Source organism: Kinneretia sp. DJ1R-11, assembly GCF_025717595.1.
GTDB lineage: Bacteria > Pseudomonadota > Gammaproteobacteria > Burkholderiales > Burkholderiaceae_C > Paucibacter_A.
Map to the genome: position 1 here is coordinate 221,173 of NZ_JAJIRR010000008.1, position 19,353 is coordinate 240,525.

14 protein-coding genes are annotated in these 19,353 nt (G+C 65.5%); 4 read left to right on the forward strand and 10 right to left on the reverse strand.

Features of this window, described 5'->3' with window-relative positions:
- Window positions 1-22 precede the first annotated feature (22 nt).
- Entirely contained in the window at window positions 23-178 is a 156-nt protein-coding gene (locus tag LNV23_RS15095) for a hypothetical protein (protein ID WP_263563713.1), read from the forward strand.
- Between the two features lie 233 nt (window positions 179-411).
- Window positions 412-1,554: a M23 family metallopeptidase gene (locus LNV23_RS15100; protein ID WP_263563714.1), complete on the forward strand. Its 1,143-nt coding sequence runs from the start codon at window positions 412-414 to the stop codon at window positions 1,552-1,554.
- Between the two features lie 100 nt (window positions 1,555-1,654).
- Here LNV23_RS15100 and LNV23_RS15105 read toward each other — a convergent pair whose 3' ends face one another.
- The 3 genes from LNV23_RS15105 to LNV23_RS15115 all read right to left on the reverse strand — a co-directional run bounded on the left by LNV23_RS15105 (window position 1,655) and on the right by LNV23_RS15115 (window position 6,092).
- Window positions 1,655-2,986, reverse strand: coding sequence for an efflux RND transporter periplasmic adaptor subunit (locus LNV23_RS15105; RefSeq protein WP_263563715.1), 1,332 nt, complete (start codon window positions 2,984-2,986; stop codon window positions 1,655-1,657).
- Window positions 2,987-3,050: 64 nt separating this feature from the next.
- Window positions 3,051-5,414, reverse strand: coding sequence for an ABC transporter permease (locus LNV23_RS15110; RefSeq protein WP_263563716.1), 2,364 nt, complete (start codon window positions 5,412-5,414; stop codon window positions 3,051-3,053).
- 18 nt (window positions 5,415-5,432) lie between these two features.
- Window positions 5,433-6,092 carry an ABC transporter ATP-binding protein gene (locus LNV23_RS15115; protein ID WP_263563761.1) on the reverse strand — a complete coding sequence of 220 codons (660 nt, stop codon included), beginning with the start codon at window positions 6,090-6,092 and terminating at the stop codon, window positions 5,433-5,435.
- 497 nt (window positions 6,093-6,589) lie between these two features.
- Here LNV23_RS15115 and LNV23_RS15120 point away from each other — a divergent pair, with 497 nt between their 5' ends.
- A complete protein-coding gene (locus LNV23_RS15120) occupies window positions 6,590-7,303 on the forward strand; it encodes a PEP-CTERM sorting domain-containing protein (RefSeq protein ID WP_263563717.1) in 714 nt (237 codons plus the stop codon).
- 190 nt (window positions 7,304-7,493) lie between these two features.
- Here LNV23_RS15120 and LNV23_RS15125 read toward each other — a convergent pair whose 3' ends face one another.
- From LNV23_RS15125 to xdhA, 7 genes are all read right to left on the reverse strand, one after another.
- On the reverse strand, window positions 7,494-9,566 hold the full coding sequence (locus LNV23_RS15125; protein WP_263563718.1) for an alpha/beta hydrolase family protein: 2,073 nt from the start codon (window positions 9,564-9,566) through the stop codon (window positions 7,494-7,496).
- Window positions 9,567-9,841: 275 nt separating this feature from the next.
- Window positions 9,842-10,714: a CPBP family intramembrane glutamic endopeptidase gene (locus tag LNV23_RS15130; RefSeq protein ID WP_263563719.1), complete on the reverse strand. Its 873-nt coding sequence runs from the start codon at window positions 10,712-10,714 to the stop codon at window positions 9,842-9,844.
- A 165-nt stretch (window positions 10,715-10,879) separates the two neighbouring features.
- The gene (locus LNV23_RS15135; RefSeq protein ID WP_263563720.1) at window positions 10,880-11,932 is read right to left on the reverse strand and encodes a DUF1176 domain-containing protein; all 1,053 of its coding nucleotides are present in this window, start codon (window positions 11,930-11,932) and stop codon (window positions 10,880-10,882) included.
- 317 nt (window positions 11,933-12,249) lie between these two features.
- Window positions 12,250-13,029 carry a hypothetical protein gene (locus tag LNV23_RS15140; protein WP_263563721.1) on the reverse strand — a complete coding sequence of 260 codons (780 nt, stop codon included), beginning with the start codon at window positions 13,027-13,029 and terminating at the stop codon, window positions 12,250-12,252.
- 363 nt (window positions 13,030-13,392) lie between these two features.
- Complete coding sequence (locus LNV23_RS15145; protein WP_263563722.1) at window positions 13,393-13,866, reverse strand: OmpA family protein; 474 nt, start codon at window positions 13,864-13,866, stop codon at window positions 13,393-13,395.
- Window positions 13,867-14,103: 237 nt separating this feature from the next.
- Complete coding sequence (gene xdhB, locus LNV23_RS15150) at window positions 14,104-16,428, reverse strand: xanthine dehydrogenase molybdopterin binding subunit (RefSeq protein ID WP_263563723.1); 2,325 nt, start codon at window positions 16,426-16,428, stop codon at window positions 14,104-14,106.
- 11 nt (window positions 16,429-16,439) lie between these two features.
- On the reverse strand, window positions 16,440-17,987 hold the full coding sequence (gene xdhA / locus LNV23_RS15155) for a xanthine dehydrogenase small subunit (protein ID WP_263563724.1): 1,548 nt from the start codon (window positions 17,985-17,987) through the stop codon (window positions 16,440-16,442).
- 233 nt (window positions 17,988-18,220) lie between these two features.
- On the opposite strand from xdhA, the gene LNV23_RS15160 reads away from it, so the two are divergent.
- Complete coding sequence (locus LNV23_RS15160) at window positions 18,221-19,213, forward strand: LysR family transcriptional regulator (protein ID WP_263563725.1); 993 nt, start codon at window positions 18,221-18,223, stop codon at window positions 19,211-19,213.
- The last annotated feature ends 140 nt before the right edge of the window (window positions 19,214-19,353 follow it).

Here is a 19,353-nt window from a genome sequence, read left to right on the forward strand (position 1 = left end):
CCTCTGCAGCGCGGTGGAGCCGATGCAGTTCGTGGCGCGCGCCAGCGAGCCTATCAACATCCGGATCGGCGGCGCCGAGCCCGATATGAAGAAGTACGGTTTTCGGCGTGTGGAGCCCCTGCGCGTGGTGCTGAAGCGCCATGCCGATGAAGAAGCTCGGAAGTCGGCGAAGCCTTGAGCCCGAGGGCTGCGGCGGTGGCAGTGGCGATCCCGTTAGCACAGTCCCTGCGCCGCGACAAGCTGCCAGCCCGGACAGAAGACGCTGGGCAGCGGCCTGCCTAGACTGGGTTTGCCAGCTGAGCCCGAGCGCAGATTCATTCCTGCATCCTTGAATTCGAAGTTAGGCAGGGGCGTGGCTTTCGGTGATCGGCGGCTCGTCTTCCCACCCTCATCAGTGAAAGCCAAATCGCCATGAAGCTCTCCAAACAGTACCTGCTGATCGCCTTGGCCTCTGCGGCCGCCTTTGCCGCGATGCCAGCCCGAGCGGCAGGCGCAGGCACCGCTCCGGCCAGCAACTCCTTGCTCTACAGCCATGCGGAGATGTTCAGTTTCGACACCGAAAGCTACCTCCTGGCCCAGGCGCCGGAGCTGGCCCAGTACGCGGAAATCATCTCCCACTGGGCCGGCTACAGCAGCGTCAGCCCGCGCGTGCTGCTGGCCTTGATCGAGCAACACAGCGGCTTGATCAGCCGCTCGGGCCAGCGCGGCGCGATCAACCGCCCCATGGGCAGCTTGTCCAAGCTGAGCGGCTTCAACGCCCAGGTGCGTGATGTGGCCGATCAACTGGCGCGCCGCCTGTACGAACCTGCCCCGCACGCTGCTGCCGGCGAGTTCGGCAGCGAGGCCGCCGCACCCTCACCGCTGCGCGCGTTGTTGGCCGGCTCCAATGGCAGCGAACAGGAGTTCGCCGCCACCTACCAGCGCCTGTTTGGTCTGAGCTTCGACACCGAGGCCGCCCGCGCTCTGCATGAATCACCCGCCGCCAAGGATGCATCCGCCGCCGCGCCAGACACCAGCCTGGCCGGGCCGCCGGTCGGCTTCCTGCAGTTCCCGTTTCCAATTGGCGACTCCTGGCATGTGGGCGGCGCCCACACCAACACCGGCAGCGGCAACTACCCCATGTCTTCGCTGGACATGAGCAAGGGCGGCGGCTGGGGCAGCAACCAGACGGGCGTGCGGGTTTCGGCCTCGGCGGCCGGCAGCTTCAAGCGCCACTCCAGCTGCTTTGCCGAGATCGTGCACAGCGGCGGCTGGTCCACGACCTACTATCACATGGACAAGCTGCAGTACAACACCGGCGCCGCCGTGGCCAAGAACGCCTTCATCGGCAACCCGGCCAACAACCAGGCGCAGGCCCTGTGCAATGGCGGCGCATCAACAGGCCCGCACCAGCACTGGAGTCTCAAGTCCAACGGCGCCTGGCAGCACTTGAACACCGTCAGCCTGGCCGGTTGGACCATCACCGCCACGGGAAGCAGTTATGACACCAACTGCAACCGTTTCTACCTGACCAAGAACGGCGTCAAGAAGTGCTCGGGCTATTTCAGCCAGTGAGTGCTTTTGGGGCTGGAATTGCTTGATACCTAGGGCCGGCCGCCGCTGCCGCTCAGCGGGCGGGCGGTCGGCGTCGAACGGGGGCGGGGGCATGATGTTTTCACTTGCCCCTCGCCACCACCTTCGCTCCGTCCTTGAGCTTGCTGTCCGGGTAGTCGATCACCGTGCTGCCGACCTTCAGGCTGTCCTTCCCGGCCTTGACCCAGGCCTGCACGCCGTTGCGAGCCGCCACCGTGATCTGCTTGAGCACGGCGCGGTCTTCTTGCTCCAGCACGAAGAGGCCCGATTGGGCGCCCATGGGAAACAAGGCGCTGACCGGCACCATCACCGCCTGTTCCACCACCTGCACCAGGATGCGCACATCGACCTTGTAGCCGTCGCCCAGTGCCTGCCACTGCGCAGGCGGCGCGCTCAGCTCGATCAGCACATTGACGCGCTGCTCTTCCACGCCCAGCGCCGAGACCTTGGTGAAGGCCGCCGGCTCGACCCAGCGCACCTGGCCAGGCAAGGCCTGGCTGCCACCCCAGTTCAGCAACTGCACCGGCGCGCCGGCTTTCACTTCGGTCGCGTCTTCGGTCAGTAGGTCCACCACCACCTCCAGCCGCTTCGGGTCGCCCAGCTCGAGCAGGCTGGCGCCGGCCGGCACCGCCGCCTCGCTTTGCTGCAGGATGCGCAGCACCTGGCCGCTGACCGGTGACACCAGGGCAAAGCTCGGCTGGGCGCCGCCCGCTGCCTGCGGCCCGAAGGCGCGTCCTGCGGCCTGGGCTTGCTCCAGCTCATGTTGGGCCGCCAGGGCTTGCTGGTGCGCGCTCTCCAGCTCTTGCAGCCGTAGGCGGAGGCTGAGCCGGCCGGCTTCGTTCTGCGTGGGCGAGACAAAGCCTTGGCGGGCCAAGGCCTCGCTGCGCTGCAGGTCCAGCCGGGCTTGATCCACGGCCGCCTGGGCTCGGCGGCGATTCGCCTGGCTGCCCGCCACTGCCGCTTCCAGCGCCGCGCTGCCGGCGGCCTGGCTGGCGCGCGTGCGCTCGTCCAGCAGGGCCGGCGCCATCGGCCAGAGCCGGGCCACGATGTCGCCCTTGGCAACGCGGTCGCCTTGCCGCAAGTCCAGGCGGCCGAGGCGGCCGGCCAGCGGTGCCGAGACCATGTAGCGGTCCTGCACCCGGGTCTTGCCGTACTCCTGCACCGCGCGCTCGAAGCGGCCCTGGCTGACCTGGGCCACCTCCACGGCCAGCGCTCGCGGCTTGAAGGCCCAGAACAGCAAGGCCAGGACCAGCAGGCCGGTGCCGGCCATGAGCAGACGGCTTTTGAGCTTGGATTTGGGCTCGGGCTTGGCGGCCTTCGTCGTCGGCGCCTTCGCAGGCTCACTGGGCTTGGCCTCGGTGCCGGGCGATGCTGGCGGTGGAGGTGGGCCGGGCGGGTCAGGCAATGGGCTCATGGCGATTCCAGTAGGCAAAGGAAAAAAGGGGGGAAGCTGTTGCGGCCGGCGCTCGCTCAATCAATCACTCACGGGTCTTGAGCACGCTGACCAGATCCAGCCCATCCACCCGGCGGCGCACGATCAGGGCGCTGACGACGCCCGCCAGCAGCACACAGACGGCAGCGAAGGCATAGGTCGACGGCGCGATCACAAAGGGGAAGAAGAACTCGTCGGTCTGGATCTGGCTGACGATGCCGGCCGACAGCAAATAGCCCAGCCCCATGCCCAGGGGCATGGCCAGCAGAATCTCGATGGCCAGCTCGCCCAGCAAGATCGCCGACACCTCGCTGCGCGTGAAGCCCAGCACCCGCAGGCTGGCCAGCTCCCAGGCACGCTCGGCCAGGGCGATGCGGGCGTTGTTGTAGACCACGCCCACGGCGATGACGATGGCAAAGGCCGTCAGCACCGAGGTGAGCATCAGCAGATTGCCGACGGTCACGTCCTCGATGTTCCTGGCCATGCTGGCCTTGCTGAAGACCACGCCCAGGCGCGGCAGCGCCTGCATTTTTTGCAGCAAGCCCGGCTCGAAGCCGCGCTCGACGGCCAGGGTGAAGCTGTTCACCAGATCGCCCTCGCGCAAGAGCCGGTTCAGGCTGGCCCGCTGCAGATAGGCGTTCATGCCCAGCATCTCATGCACGGTGCCGCTGACCGGCAGCTCCAGCACCTCGCGCCGCCCCTCCTGCAGCTCCACCCGCACCCGGTCGCCCACTTGAAGACCTAACTTCCTGGCCAAACGGTCGGTCAGCAGCAGGCCGTCGCGCGGCGGCGCCAAGGCGTGGCGATCCAGGTCGACGATGCGGCTGAGCTCCGGCTGCGGCGGTTTGCCGACCAGCTGGCCGCGCCAGCTGTGCTGGGCATTCACCAGCCGCACCGAGACGCTGCGCATGCCCTCCACCGCGGTGACATGGGGCAGGCGCGCCGCTTCGTAGAGCACGCGGGCGGGGCTGGCTTCCAGCAGCGCGCCCACCACATCGCCGCGCAAGGCCTGGCGGAACTGGGTGTCCATCAGCAGCGCCACCGAGTCGCGCATGAAAGAGCCGCTGATCACGATGGCCATGGACATGGCCACGCCCAGCACGGTCAGCCCCGTGCGCAGTGGGCGGCGGCTCATGGTTCGCAGCACCATGCGCAGCGCCGGGCTGCTCCAGCGCTTGAGGCTCCAGCGCTCGATCAACATCGGCCTGAAGATGCCGGGCGAGGGCGCCCGCATGGCCTCGGCCGGCGCCAGCCGCACCGTGGCGCGGATCGCGTTGACGGTGGCCGCCACGGCCGCCAGCAGCGTCGCGCCCACGGCCACCAGGACCAGATCGGGCCGCAGGCGAAAGCGCATGTCTGGGAAGCGGAAGCTGTCCTCGTACACGCCCACCAGCAGATGGCCGAGCAGGGCGCCCAGGCCCAGGCCGAGCGCCACCCCGAGAGCCACGATCAGCAGCACCAGCTTCAGGTAGTGCAGGCCGATGGCCCGGTTGTCGTAGCCCAGCGCCTTCAGCGCCGCCAGCTGCTCGCGCTGGGTGGCGATCTGCCGCCCCAGCACCACATTCAACAAGAAGGCGGCCACGGCCAGAAAGATGCTGGGCAGCACCGTGCCCATCACCTTTTGCTGTGCCATTTCCGAGCTGAGCATGGCGTTCGACATCTGCAGATCGCGGCCATGGGCGCTGTTGCCGCCGTAGCGGGCCAGCAGGCGGTCGAGCTGATCGATCACCGCGCCCTCGCTGGCCCCGGGGCTGAGGCGCACGGCCACCTGGTTGAAGGCGCCCTCCATGTGATAAGCCGCGGCCAGGGCGCGCTTGTCCATCCAGAACACGCCGAAGCCGCGCTGGTCGGGCGAGCCGCCCAGGCCGGCAAAGATGTACTCGGGAGAGAGGGCAATGCCGGTGACCAGCAGGGTCTCGCGCCGGCCGTTGATCAGGGCGCTGAGGCGGGCGCCGGGGCGCAGCTGGCGCGCCACCGCGAAGCCTTCCGACACCAGCACCTCCAGCGCCCCCGTGGGGTGGCTGCTGATCATGCGCCCGCTGCGCAGATGGACCTGGTTCAGGCGCTGCGGCAGCAGTGGGTCCAGGCCTAGCAGCAGGCCGCTGATAGGGTCGGCGACTTGGTCTATTGTCACCGGCACGATCTGCGCCTGCGAGGTTTCTACATGGGCCGCTCCGGCCATGGCCTGTAGCTGCGGCTCCAGAGACAGCGGGGCCCGCTTGACGCTGGCGAACACATCGGCGAAGCGCGCGTCGGCGTAGTACAGATCGCGCGACCAGGCCAGCGCGTCATAGGCGCTGAAGCTGGTGATGAATCCGGCCACGCCGCTGCCCACCACCAGGGCGATGGTCAGCGCCTGGCTCCAGATCAGGCGCAGGTCGCGCAGCAGCTTCTTGTCCAGGGTCTTCATGGCGTGACCCTTGCTGCTCTACCAAGCCAGCTCGGAGGGCTGCAGCTTGTGGGCATTGACCTCAATGCGCTGAACCCGCCCTTCGCCCAGGTAGAGCACCCGATCCGCCATGCCTGCAATCGCGGCGTTATGGGTGATGACGATGCTGGTGGTGCCGAGATCGCGGTTGATATTGGCGATCACCTCCAGCACCAGCTTGCCGGTCAGATAGTCCAAGGCGCCGGTGGGCTCGTCGCAGAGCAGCACATCGGGGCGTTTGACGATGGCGCGCGCAATCGCCACCCGCTGCTGCTCGCCGCCCGAGAGCTGGGACGGAAAGTGGTCGACCCGCTCCGCCAGGCCGACCAGCGTCAGCGCTTCCAGCGCGGGCATGGGCTTCGTGGCGATGTCGGTCACCAGCTCCACGTTCTCCAGCACCGTCAGGCTGGGAATGAGGTTGTAGAACTGGAAGACGAAGCCGACATACTCGCGCCGGTAGCGGGTGAGTTCGCTCTCGGACGCCGCCGTCAGGTCTTGCTCGGCGAAATGCGCGCTGCCGCTGCTGGGGCTGTCCAGGCCGCCCAGGATGTTCAGCAGGGTCGATTTGCCGCTGCCCGAAGGCCCCAACAGGACGATGAATTCACCCCGGTAGATGGTCAAGTCCACGTCGACCAGGGCCGTCACCGTCACCTCGCCCATCTGGTAGCTCTTGGCCAGGCCCTCGGTCACGAACAAGGCTTGGCCCGGCTTGCGCTCGGTGGCGCCTTGATCTGCCTCCGCTGCGCTGGTTTGCATGATGGGCCACTGTGGCCCGGCGCACGGAGCGGGTCTGTTCGGCGACAGACAGATCAGGCAGGAAGGCAGACTGCTTGAGTCTGCTAGGCCGGGTCGCCATGCCCCTGTTCTGGACGGACAGAGCTTGTCTCCATGCCGTCACACAAAGAGGGCCATTCGGCGCGTGCGGCCGGTTGAGCCCCACATGCCCTGGCCATATTGAAGGCGTACCTTCTGTTCCTGGAACGTTTGTCGAAGGCATGTGTTGGCAAGTGACTGCTCGCGGCGCTGGATTGCGCACCGTGGCCTGCAGGCTGAGGCTCGCCGGCTTGGCTTACTTGGAAGCTGGCGGCCTTCGCGATGGTCGATTCCTGCCGTCGGCATCACCTTTTTGTTCATCAAACCAAGACCAGGGAACCCTCATGAATTCATCCGCACTCAGATTGACAGCGATCGCCGGCCTCGTGCTGGTCTCGGCGAGCAGCGCTTTCGCAGCCACCTACACCAATGTGCCGACCGGCCCGAACACCGGCTTGCCCTTTGCCTCCTTTGGCAATGCAGGCAACCCCAGCGGCGACTCGCCCAAGGTTGGCGAGGTGTTTTCGCTCAGCGCAGGCGCCCAGCTCTCGTCCTTCAGCTTCTACGCGCTGGGCAACCAGTCGCTGTCCTTGCAGCTGAACGTGGCGCGGTGGAACCCGGCGAGCAATGCCCAGAACCAGGCCAGCAATGGGGTCGGCCCCGCGCTCTTGACCACCGCTGCTGCAACCGTCGGCCAGTACAACGCCGCCGGCGGCTACACCGCCCTGAGCTTTGACAACTTGGGTCTGAACCTGAATGCCAACACCAAGTACATCGCTTACCTGAGCAGCACGGACGCCAACCTGACCGGCGTACAACTCTCGCGCACCCAGACGGCAGCAGACAGCTCCGGCTTCGGCATCGGCCTTGCCTACCTCAGCACCACGCCGGGCAGTGGCTGGCAGCTGCCCTTCAATGGCAATGGCTTCCTGAGTCTTCAATACTCGGCGGAGACCGTCGCTGCCCCGGTGCCGGAACCCAAGACCTACGCGCTGCTGGTCCTCGGTCTGGGCCTGATCGGTGTGGTGCTCAAACGTCGCAAGGCGGATCAGGCTTGATGACGAACCGGCCTCTGTAGCCGCGTGCGGGTCTTCCTGTGCGGCCAGGCCGGTTCTAACGTTCTTGGGCAAGGTTTCCGTTCAGGCGAACTGCTGCGGGAGTGCGGGCCTCTCCGACGCGGGCAAATGGGGGCCAGGGCTGCTGGCCTCCAGCGTGCCCGGCGCGAGGAAACGCAGCAGGCCGCAGCCCTCAGGGCCCGCTCGCCTTCTGAAGATGCTGGCCGAGAAACTTCTCCAGCCGGCGGGCGAAGTCGACATGGGTTTCTACCTTGCGCCAGCTGTGCCCTTCGTCCCGGTAGCTGACCCATTCGGGCGGCCGGCCCGCGGCCTTCAAGGCGGCGCGCAGACGTTCGCCGTGCACCAGGGGCACGCGCTTGTCTTCCTCGCCGAAGGCCAGCAGCAGCGGTGCCTGAATGCGCTTGGCTTGGGCCAGCGGCGAGTTGGCTCTGAGCATGGCGGCATCGGCCTTCACGTCACCCACCAGCTCGGGCAAGAGGTAGCGGCGGCTGCTGGCGCTGACGTCATCGTCCAACCACCAAGGGGAATCCAAGAGCAAGCTGGGGTCGGTCACCGCGACCCAGGCCACGCCGCAGCGGTAGAGCTCGGGGTGGCGGATCAGGCCCATCAGTGCGCTGTAGCCGCCGTAGCTGGCGCCGGCAATGCAGGCCTGCTCGCTGGCCAGGCCCTGCTTCTGCGCCCACAGCAAGGCGTCCGCCACATCGTCCTGCATGGCCTGACCCCATTGCTTCCAACCGGCCCGGTAGTGCGCGTCGCCATAGCCGGTGCTGCCACGGAACTCGGGGCTGATGACCAGATAGCCGCGTGAGGCCAGAAACTGTTGCATCGCCTCCCAGCGCCAGTGGCCGCTGCGCACCCAGGGCCCACCGTGCACCAAAACCACCGTGGGCAGCGGCTGGCCCGCTTTGCTGCCGGCAGGCTGGGTCAGCCAGACCGGGAGGTCGCGGCCGTCCCGTGCCTTGATGCGGTGCAGGTCCACCGTGGCCATGCGCTTCGGCTCGATGCCGTCCAGCACCTTGCTGACCGGCTGCCAGCGCTTGTTCGCCGCTTCGTACAGGTACAAGCGGCCGGGGTCGCGGTCCGAGTAGCTGCGCACCAGGACCACCATATCGTCGGCGCCGCAGCGGCGGCAGTTGAGCCGGTTGACCCGCCCGGGCAGCGCCTCGTCGGCCAGGGTTTGCATGCGTTTCATGCCCTCATCGAACCAGATGGTCTGCTCGCCATCGGTGTCCACGCGCACGCCCAAAGCTCCGGCACCGGCGCGATCCAGCACCAAGCCGCCCAGCAGATCGAAGCCCGGCGCACTGATGCGCGCGGGCCGCTGCGGTTCGCCTTTGGCAAAGTCAAACGGGCTCAGCACGGCATGGCCTGCCGGGCCGTCCGCGAACTCCACATAGAGATTGCCCGTATCGTCGACCGCCGCCGGGGTGAATCGCTGGGCCAGCATGCTGGACTCGGACAGCTGGCGCCAAGCTGCGTCGCCCGGGCCTCGCCAATGCAGGGCGACTTTGTCCTTGTTCACGGTGCTGGCCACGCGGGCCTGCCCCTTGCTGTCAAACCACCATTCGATGGCGCCCGGGGGCGGGTTCTTCAGCTCCAGGCTGCGGCTGCGCCCGGTGCGAACGTTCAACCACATCGGCGTCACCGAGCGGAGCTCGTCACGGTTGAACTGCATCTCGCCCACCACCACCTCTTCGGGCAAGACGCCTTCTTGCTGCTGCGGCACCGAGAGCAGGACATGGTTCCAGTCCAGGGCTTGGTTGCGTGTGTCGCCACTGCTCACCAAAGGCTTGCCCTGGCGCCGCACCAGTTGGCGCAGATCACTGCCGTCGGGGTTGGCGGCATACAGGCCCGGGGCATAACGGCGGTCTTCTGCGCTGCCGGCCTCCAGGTCCGCGACGCTGAAGACCAGTCGCTTGTCCCCGACCCATTCGAAGCGCACCACATCGACGTCCGAGAAATTCGCCGCGCGCGTGGTCTTGTAGCCCTCGCTGAGATCAATCACGACGATGCCAATCCGGTCGCCGCCCTTGGCCGTGGTCAGCGCCAGCTGTTTGCCCGAAGGCGAGAGCTTGGCCTCCAGCACCGCCGGTCGCTGGAAGAAGGTCTCCAGCGCGACCGGGGGGGGCGGCGCCACTGCTTCGGCAGCGAGCGCCGGCAGGCCCGCGGCCAGGCCGATGGCAACGATCGCGACGTTCAGCTCGCGCAAGGCGAGCCCCATGAGATTGGACTTCTTGGCTTTCAACACTGGCTCCCTGTGTTGGTATTGGATGTGGCGGGCAGGATATCAAGAGTGCGGCGCCTGACGGCGGCGCATCAGCGTCAAGGGGGCCTCAGGCTTCGCCTTGTTTTCCCGGGGAAAACTATGCTGGCTTCAGGGCGCTCCGGTATGTGCCAAGTGCGCAGCCACCCGCGAGGTATGCACATCGAAGCTCGGGCTGATGCTGCGATCAGCGCCGTGAGCGAGGGCGAAAGGTCTGTCGCGACTTGCTGGAACGCATCGCACGTGTTGGTGATCCATCAGCCCGGCCGTTTCCAGGCCGGCGGCAGGATCTTGCCGCGTTTGACGGCCATGAGCAGCATCACGATGCCGCATGTGGTGCACAGGACCAGCGCGATCACGGACGACTCCACGCCGAAGTTGCCGCCGGTCAGCCAGCTGGGCCCGCGTGTGGTGGACCGGATCAGCCCTTCTTGTGCCTCGTTGCCGGACACAATGCCCGAGAAGATGGCCGACTGCGTGTAGTTCCAGGCCAGGTGGAAGCCGATGCTCAGCCACAAGCGCCGCGTCAGCATGAAGGCCGCAGCCAGCAGGATGCCGGCCTCGACCGCAATGAAGAGCGCCCCTTCCAGTGTGGCCTGCGGGTTGATCAAGTGGGTCAGGCCGAACACCAGCGAAGACACCACCATCGCGGCCCAGCTGCCCAACCATTTCTCGACCGATCCGAACAAGACGCCGCGAAACAACAGTTCCTCGTAGACGCTGGAACCAATCGCCATGGCGATCGCCGGGATCATGGTGGCCCATGGGTTCAAGCCGGTGACACGGTAGATGCCCAGCGCCATCAGGATCAGCTCGCAAGCGGCATACAGGCCGGCGCCGATGAGCAGGCCGATGGCGAACTCGCGCCCCATGCCAGTCACGCTGAGTTCCGAAGCCACACGCCGCTCCACGAAGAAGGCGTAGCCCAGATAGACCGCCAAACCGGCAATCGCCAAGGCGACCGTGTGAGCCACCGCCTTCAGCGGCTGACCGGCATAGCTGCTCTCGACATCGGTGTTCAGCGACATCATCAGCAGGAGGATGAAACCGAGCACAGCCACCCGCGCTGGCGGTGCACCGAGGATGCGTTGTGCGAGATGGGGCTGAGCCGAGGAAGCCGGTGTCGTCATCGTGGTGCTCATCGTTGGGAATGGACGGGAGGCAGCGCGGGACACAGGTTACGTTTGGCGAGCCATCGTGTCCATGCTGAGTTCACGCCCACCGAGACACGGGCCTTGCCATAGCCGCCTCACCTTGGGGATGCACAAACCACCAACAGGAAAGAGGAGAGTGCTTCAGGGACCGGGCTGCGCTGTCCACACCCGCAAGCCAAAGCCGCCGCCGGGAAAGCCGCGGCACAAGGGGGAACGCCAGGCTTCGATCAGCTCAAAGCTGCGGCCGCTCCAGACCCAATCGAAGCTGCTGCCGCAATCGCTGATGCCGCGCCCTTTGGCGAAGGAGCTCAAGCGCCCTTCAGCAGTCAGGTTCGCGTTCATCACATCTTCGGTCGAATCCCAACCTAGTAGTGGCAGCGTCAAGCGCTTGGGGGCATATGGCGGCTTGCTGTTGGCCAGCCAAATGCTTGAGCCGCCTTGGTAGGCCCCGCGCCCGCACTCGCGCATCACCAAAACCTCGGTGGCCGATACACGGGTGAGCGATTGTTCGGGGCCGCTGTCGTCCGGGAGGTATTCCCAGCAGTCGCGCGGTACGATGGAATCCAAGATGGGCTGTAGCAATGCTCGGTCCGCCACGCTGGTCTTGGGCAGGGCCTGGGCTTTCACCTTGGGTGCGGCAAGGGGCGGCAGCACGGAACTGTCGGCTTTACTGTCTTGCTTGCCTCGGCGAACCAAGGCACCCGGCGTGCCCACACGCCCTTGCAAATCGTCCATCTTCAGCAGCGCGGCCTTGCTGCCCGCCAAAGACAGCTGCCAACGCTTTCTACTGCTGTTCCCGCTGCCGCCTTCGGCCACCACGATCTCTTCGCCCTCCAGCACATAAGCCAGCAGCTTGGCGGTGTCCACCGGGCTCAAGTCCTTGCGCGGGCTGATGCCCTTCAGTTGCTGGCGCGGGCCGAGATGCAGCGTCAGCGACTTGGTGTCTTCGTTGATCTCATCCACATCGAGCTGAATGTACACCCGCGCATGGGGGCCCGCATCACGCGACAGCCACATCGTCACCGGCGCCGAGCCGGACTCCTCGCTTTGGTACGCGATGGCCTCGCAATGCCGCCGGTTGTCGCAGGCTATGGCCCAGTCTTTGAACTCGTGGACCTGGGTCAGGGATTGAGCCTGGGCTGCGCTCAGGGCGAAGAGGGCGAGCAGAGCGGTTGTCCCAGTCGTTGTCTGCATGCGTTGAGTCCGGTCGTTATCTATCAAGCTTGCATGTTCGCACGCCTCAACAGGCCCTGGCCCTTCAAATTCAAGGCCTGACCTTCGTGTCCTGTGGGTGAGCAAGCTGGTGAATCTCGCGTTGCGGGCTCAGTATTCGGAAGAAGAGATGAAGACTTAACATTTAAGACTTGACCCCTGACCCCTGACCCCTGACCCCTGACCCCTGACCCCTGACCCCTGACCCTTGACCCCTGACCCCGGACCCCGGACCCCGGACCCCGGACTTGACCCCTGACCCCGCGTTTAAGACTTGACCCCTGACCCCGCGACGAAATTCAGGCGGATTTTCCTGGGAGTGGCACTAGATTGCCAAATAGCTCATTTCCAGTGAATCTTATAAAGAAGCCAACTAGAAAGCCTCCCCAGAAATCTTCAACCGTGATGATTGGCTGAGCCTCCCCTGTTTTTCGCGATGAATATATTACTGCAACTAAAGCGAGAATCGCAGTTAGTGTTACACCGGCGACAAAGGGTATGCCAATTGATGAAAATAATGAGGGGCCCTGATCGCGTAAGCCCTTTGCGAGTGGCCCAACTATTGAGCCGGCAATTGACCCAATGGCATTCGCCAGCAGGGGAGGTCGTAGGGTGAATCGAACTTCAAAAGTATGGTGATGGACCTCGCCTTGATATCTGTATTTGACTTGTCCTGGGAAAACTAATTCGCCGCCCGATGAGAAAAGCCAGCGGCGCACATATGATGAAAATGAATACGCGCCAGATTCGCCTGGCAAAAGATCAAAGACTGACTTCTCATAGTTGCTTACGCCATTTCCGTAATACATTGCCTGCCCTGGTGCGCTAATTCCTGCCCTCCATGATCTGTTCGCCAGGAAGAAGCTCTTGAGTGGATTTGATTTAATATTATCGAATCTGTTGGTGTATTGCTGTTCTTGGATCCACTGAACCTCATATGGCACGTGGTACGAAAGCTGTAACACCTCAATCACGCCCTCATGATTGTTCTCGAACGTTGTGGTGAGTGTGAAAGGAGATCCCGCGACAACAAAGGGTTGAGCTATTGTTACCTTTACCTTGAGGGCTGATACTGACATGTATGAATTCTCCCAGTTGCAGTTTGTTGTCGCGCGCTCGAGGTTTAGCTGACTGGCGCGTGATGGAAGGATAATGGACGGCCAGAACGAAATTAGGTCGTGTAGGCGGCGGGCCATTGCTGGTCCGGTGGAGCGAATGAGGGTATGGTGTCAAGTCTTAAATATTAAATCTCCGCCCCTCCGGCCAACTATCTCGCCTAGATTTGGGGCTCAACCCCAACTTCCATTCTCGCTTGTGTGAATTTTTGGAAACTCAAATCGGTGGAGGTTTAGGTCTTGCTTTTAGATTTAAGACTTGATCCCGAATTCAAAGATGACCCCGTATTCACGAGCTCACTCAGAAATGTAATGACTCCGTTGGGCCTACCTTTGGTCAAGTCCCTTGCATTTGCCGCCCGGACACTCTTGTTCACAAGCAGTTCTGTTGATGCATTGACCCGCATACTCGAACTCGACAGATCCAGGCTTGGGGCGAGTAGATGGGACCAGCGGTTTTGTTGGATTCAGAGCTTTTGTTTCCGTATAGACCCTGGTGCTCGGAACACCGATTTCCATGAGAAATTGCTTTATTGACTCAGCGCGAGCAAGTGCCATCGCCGATTGACCCTCGCTGTTCAGTTCGTAGTAGGCGACCACAACGATGACATCGAGATAAATGGCGTTTATCAGTGGGAGGTGGCTCGCAATCCGGATGCGCTCCGCGTCACTTGGGATGGACGACCCCTCATCGAAGCTGATGACTTCGCCGTTCACAATTGGGGTCGGCACCCATGCGGGAACATAGGTCGGCAGAAGCATCGCCAGAAAGGCTATGACCCCAAGCAGGCTGCGCTTCAAGCGATCACGCCTTCGCTGCGGGAGCCAGGTGTTAAGCGACATAGTTCGCATGTGTCTAAGGTCGAACGTCGGGACACTAGCCGCATGTAGAAGCTAGCAGTAGAAGTGCTTTTTAGAGCGAGGCCACAGCCGCACCTCCGGATAATGGGCTGAACCCAGTTGGCGCATGCTGTGATGCGGGTACGAGTTTGAGCGCGGCTTTCCCGCCGACTCCTGGGCTGTCATTCATCAACAGCCTCACATCACCCCACTCACCGCCCTCAACACCGCCTCCGCCGTCGCCGGAGCCCTGAGTTCCGGATCACACCCTACCGGCCCCGCCGCAGCAATTGCATCCTTGATCGCCAACAACACCGAGAACGGCAGCAAAAGGGGCGGCTCGCCCACGGCCTTGGAGCGGTGGATGCTGTCGGCCGCGTTGGCCTGCTCGTACAGCGCGACATGGAAGTCGGGCGGGCTGTCGTTGGCGGTGGGGATTTTGTAGGTGCTGGGGGCGTGGGTGCTGAGGGCGCCGGTCTTGGGGTGCCAGACCAGCTCTTCCATGGTCAGCCAGCCCAGGCCTTGAACGAAAGCGCCTTCGACTTGGCCGATGTCCAGGGCGGGGTTGAGCGAGCGGCCGGCGTCGTGCAGCACATCGGCGCGGGTGACGCGGCTCTCTCCCGTGAGGGTGTCCACCAGCACCTCGGCCACGGCCGCGCCGTAGGCGAAGTAGTAAAACGGTTTGCCCTGCAGGCGGGCGCGGTCCCAGTGCAGGCCCGGGGTGGCATAAAAACCATCGCTCCAGAGCTGGATGCGCTGCAGATAGGCCTTGGCCACCAGCTCGGTGAAGGGCAGCGAGTTGTTGTTGTCACCCGCGCCATGCACGCGGTCGTCCGCAAAGCGCACTTGCGCTTCCGTGCAACCCAGCAGCTGGGCGGCCAGGGGCTGCAGGCGCAGGCGGATCTGGCGGGCGGCGTCTTGCGCGGCCTTGCCGTTGAGGTCGCTGCCGGTGGATGCTGCTGTTGCCGAGGTGTTGGCCACTTTCTGGGTGTCGGTGGCGCTGCAGCGCACGCGCGCCAGGTTCAGGCCCAGCTCTTCGGCCACCACCTGCGCCACCTTGGTGTTCAGGCCCTGGCCCATCTCGGTGCCGCCGTGGTTCACCAGCACCGAGCCGTCGGTGTAGACATGCACCAGGGCCCCCGCCTGGTTCAGGTGCACGACATTGAAGCTGATGCCGAATTTCAGCGGTGTCAGGGCCAGGCCTTTTTTCAGCACCGGGCTGGCGGCGTTGAAGGCTGCAATCTCAGCGCGGCGGGCGTGGTAGCGGCTGCTCTCGACCAGCTGATCGGTCAGCGGCTGCAACTGGTTGTCTTCCACGGTCTGGCCGTAGGGTGTGATGTTGCGCTCGCCGGCGTCGCGGTAGAAATTGCGTTGTCGCACGAGCAGCGGGTCCAGGCTCAGGCGGCGGGCGATGGAATCCAGAATCATCTCCACGGCCAGCGCGCCCTGGGGCCCGCCGAAACCGCGGAAGGCGGTGTTGCTCTGCGTGTTGGTGCGGGCGCAGAAACCGTGCAGGGCCACATGGGGCAGCCAGTAGGCGTTGTCGAAATGGCAGAGCGCCCGCGTCATCACCGGGGCCGAGAGGTCGGCTGAGTGGCCGCAGTTGGAGATCAGCTCCACCTCGGCGCCGAGGATGTGGCCCTCTTCATCAAAGCCCACGTCCCAGCGGTAGTCGAAACCGTGGCGGCGGCCGGTGATCATGAAATCGTCGTCGCGGTCCAGGCGCAGCTTGACCGGGCGGCGCAGGCGGCTGGCGGCCAGGCCGGCCACGCAGGCGAACAGGGCCGATTGCGACTCCTTGCCGCCGAAGCCGCCGCCCATGCGCCGGCATTGCACCTGCACCTGGTGGCTGGCCCAGCCCAGGGCGTGGCTGAGCAGCTGCTGCATCTCGCTGGGGTGCTGGGTCGAGCAGTGGACGAGCAGGCCGCGGTTTTCCTGGGGCAGGGCGTAGCTGATCTGGCCTTCCAGATAGAACTGCTCCTGCCCGCCCACCGACCAGCTGCCTTGCAGGCGCTGCGGCGCTTGTGCCAGGGCGTGGGCCGCGTCGCCGCGGTTCAGGTGCATGGGCGGCACCACATACTGGCCGGCGGCATGGGCCTCCAGCGCGGTCAGCACGGCGGGCAGGGGCTCGATCTTGAGGGCCTGGCCGGCCAGGGCGGCGGCGCGGCGGGCCAGCTCGCGGCTGCTGGCGATGATGGCAAACACCGGCTGGCCGACATAACGCACTTCACCGGCGGCGAGGATGGGGTCGTCGTGCAGCAGGGGGCCGCAGTTGTTCTCGCCGGGGATGTCTTCGGCCGTCAGCACCAGCTGTACGCCGGGTTGGGCGCGCAGCAGGGCCAGGTCGATGGCGACGATGCGGCCATGGGCGATGGGCGAGAGGCCCAGGGCGGCGTGCAGGGTGCCTTCGGCCTCGGGGATGTCGTCGGTGTAAATCGCTTCGCCGCTGACATGCAGGGCGGCCGACTCGTGCGCATGGCTGCGGCCCACGGTGTGGGGGCTGGGGAGGGCAGAGGTGTTCATCGCTGGGGTTCTCATCGCGCCTGCTCCGCATCGCTGAAGCGCACGGCCTGCCAGACGCTGAGGCTGGCGGCGGGCAGGGGTGCATCGGGCCGGGTCTCCAGCCAGAAGCGGCGTAGGAGGTTTTGCGCCACCTGCAGGCGGTAGTCGGCGCTGGCGCGCATATCGCTCAAGGGCTGGAAATCCAGCGCCAGGGCGGCCTGGGCTGCTTGCAGGGCGGCTTCGTCGCTCCAGCGCTGGCCCAGCAAGGCCTGCTCGGCCGGCGCGCTGCGCCGCACGATGGCGGCCATGCCGCCGAAGGCCAGGCGCGCCTCCTGCACGCGGCCCGCCTCGTCCAGGCGCAGGCTCAGGGCGGCGCAGACGGCCGAGATGTCGCTGTCGTAGCGCTTGGCGATCTTGTAGGCGCGGATGCGCTGGTCCGGGCTGGGTAGCGGCAGGTGCATGGCCTCAACGAACTCACCGGGTTGCAGCGCGTTTTGCATATAGCCCAAGTAGAAGTCTTCCAGGGCCAGGCGGCGCTGCTGGCTGCCGCGGCGCAGCACGATCTGCGCGCCCAGGGCGATCAGGGCGGGGGCGCCGTCGCCGATGGGCGAGCCGTTGGCGATATTGCCGCCCAGGGTGCCGGCCTGGCGCACCGGCGGCGAGGCAAAGCGCAGCCAGAGCTCGCGCAGCGGCGGCACGGCGGCGCTCAGGGCGCTCCAGGCGGCCTCGAGGCTGGCGCCGGCGCCGATCCACAGGCCGGGCTGACCGTTGAAGGGCTCAGGCCGGATGGCCTTGAGCTCGGCCACGGCGCCGAGATAAATCACATCGCCCAGGTCACGGAAGCGTTTGTTGACCCAGAGGCCGATGTCGGTGGAGCCGGCCAGCAGGCGCGCCTGCGGTTTGGCTTCGCGCAGCGCGGCCAGCTCGGCCAGGCTGCGCGGGGCGTGGAACTGGTCAACGCGGCCCGGGATGGCCGGCTGAGCGGCGGCGTAGTGCAGGGGCGGGTCTTGCTGCAGGCTGTGCAGGGCGGCGCGGGCAGGTGCCAGGTCCAGGGTTTGCTGGGGCAGCTCGAACATGCGCTGGCCGGCGTCCAGCAGGGGGCGGTAGCCGGTGCAGCGGCAGAGGTTGCCGGCCAGGGCGTCGGCCAGCTCCTGGCGGTCGGGCCGGCTGCCGCTTTGGCAGTGGCGCTCGTAGCAGGCCTGCAAGCTCATGGCAAAGCCCGGCGTGCAGAAGCCGCACTGCGAGGCGTGGCAGTCCACCAGGGCTTGTTGCACCGGGTTCAGCGCCTCGGCGCTGCCCAGGTCTTCCACCGTCCACAAGGCCTGGCCGTCCAGCGTGGGCAGGAACTGGGTGCAGGCGTTGACATTGCGCAGCTGCATCTGGCCCGACGCATCGATCTCACCGAGCAGCACGGTGCAGGCGCCGCAGTCCCCCTCGGCGCAGCCTTCCTTGGTGCCGCTGCAATGGGGCTGGGCATGTTCGCGCAGATAGCCGAGCACGGTGGTGGTCGGCGCCAGGCCGTCCACGGCCTGGATCTGGCCGCGGTGGAAAAAGCGGATGGGGCGGGGGTGGTGGGGCATGGCAGGTGAACAGGTGAACGGGTGAATGGGGTAAACAGGTGAATGGGTGAATGGGTGAATCGTGAATCGTGAATCGTGAATCGGAGGAGATCTGTCGTCGAAGCTGGTGCCTTGTTCACCCGTTCACCCGTTCACTCGTTCACTCCTCCCATCGCCACATCAACCAACAACGGTATCCCCACACCCTCACTTCCATATACGATTACACGCATGACCACTATATGCAGCCAGGCATGAACTTGCGCGCCGATTTCGACAAGATCGAGCTTCAACTCGTGCGAGTCTTGCATACCGTGATCAGCGAGCAAAGCGTCTCGAAGGCAGCCCTGCGCCTGCACAGCACGCAGCCGGCCGTCAGCGCCCAGCTGCGGCGCCTGCGTGCGCTCACGGGCGATGCGCTGCTGGTGCGCAGCGGCGCCGGCATGCGGCCCACGGCCACGGCGCTGGAGCTGCTGGAGCCGGCCCAGCGTCTGCTGCAGGACGCGGCCCGGCTGTTCGGCGCGCCCCAGCGCAGCAGCCGCGGTACCGGTTTTGACCCGGCCAGCGCCGAGCTGAACCTGCGCATCGCCGCCAGCGATTACCTCGACCCGCTGTTCCTGCCCGAGCTGGTGTCGCGCCTGCAGCGGCTCTCGCCGGGCCTGCGCCTGGACTTGCAGCCGCTCTCGGCCGAGTTCGATTACCGCCGCGGCCTGGCCAGCGGCCAGATCGATCTGGTCATCGGCAACTGGCTGCGCCCGCCGGAGGAGCTGCATCTGGGTCGCTTGTTCAGCGACGAGGTGGTTTGCCTGGTGGCGCGCGATCACCCTTTGCTCAAGCTGCGGCCCAAGGACTGGACCGTGCAGCGCTATCTGGACAGCCAGCATCTGGCGCCCATGCCGCTGTCGGCCGGCCAGCCGGGCGTGATCGACCAGCATCTGGCCGAGCAGGGCCTGAGCCGCCAGATCGCCGTGCGCAGCGCCCATTTCGGCCAGCTGCCGCTGATGGTGGCGCGCAGCTCCCTGGTGCTGACCACCGGCCGCCAGTTTTGCAGCCGCTATCTGGCCAGCCTGCCGGTGGCGGTGCTGCGCTGCCCGGTGGCGTTTCCGCGGCTGAGCTATTACCAGCTCTGGCATGCGCTCTCGCACCAGGCCGCCGCCCAGCGCTGGCTGCGCGAGCAGGTGCGGGAGGTGGCGCGGGAGCTGGTCGCTCAAGTGAAGAGTCGACCACAGACCGTGCTTGGAGCCTGATGGAAGCTGGCGTTAGTGAAGCAAGTCAGAATCCAAACGCAAGCACAGAGGCACAGAGAGCTTCAGTTTTGAGTTTCTCTGTGTTTCCTCTGTGTCTCCGTGCCTCTGTGGTCTATCCCCGAATTTGCATTTGTATTTGC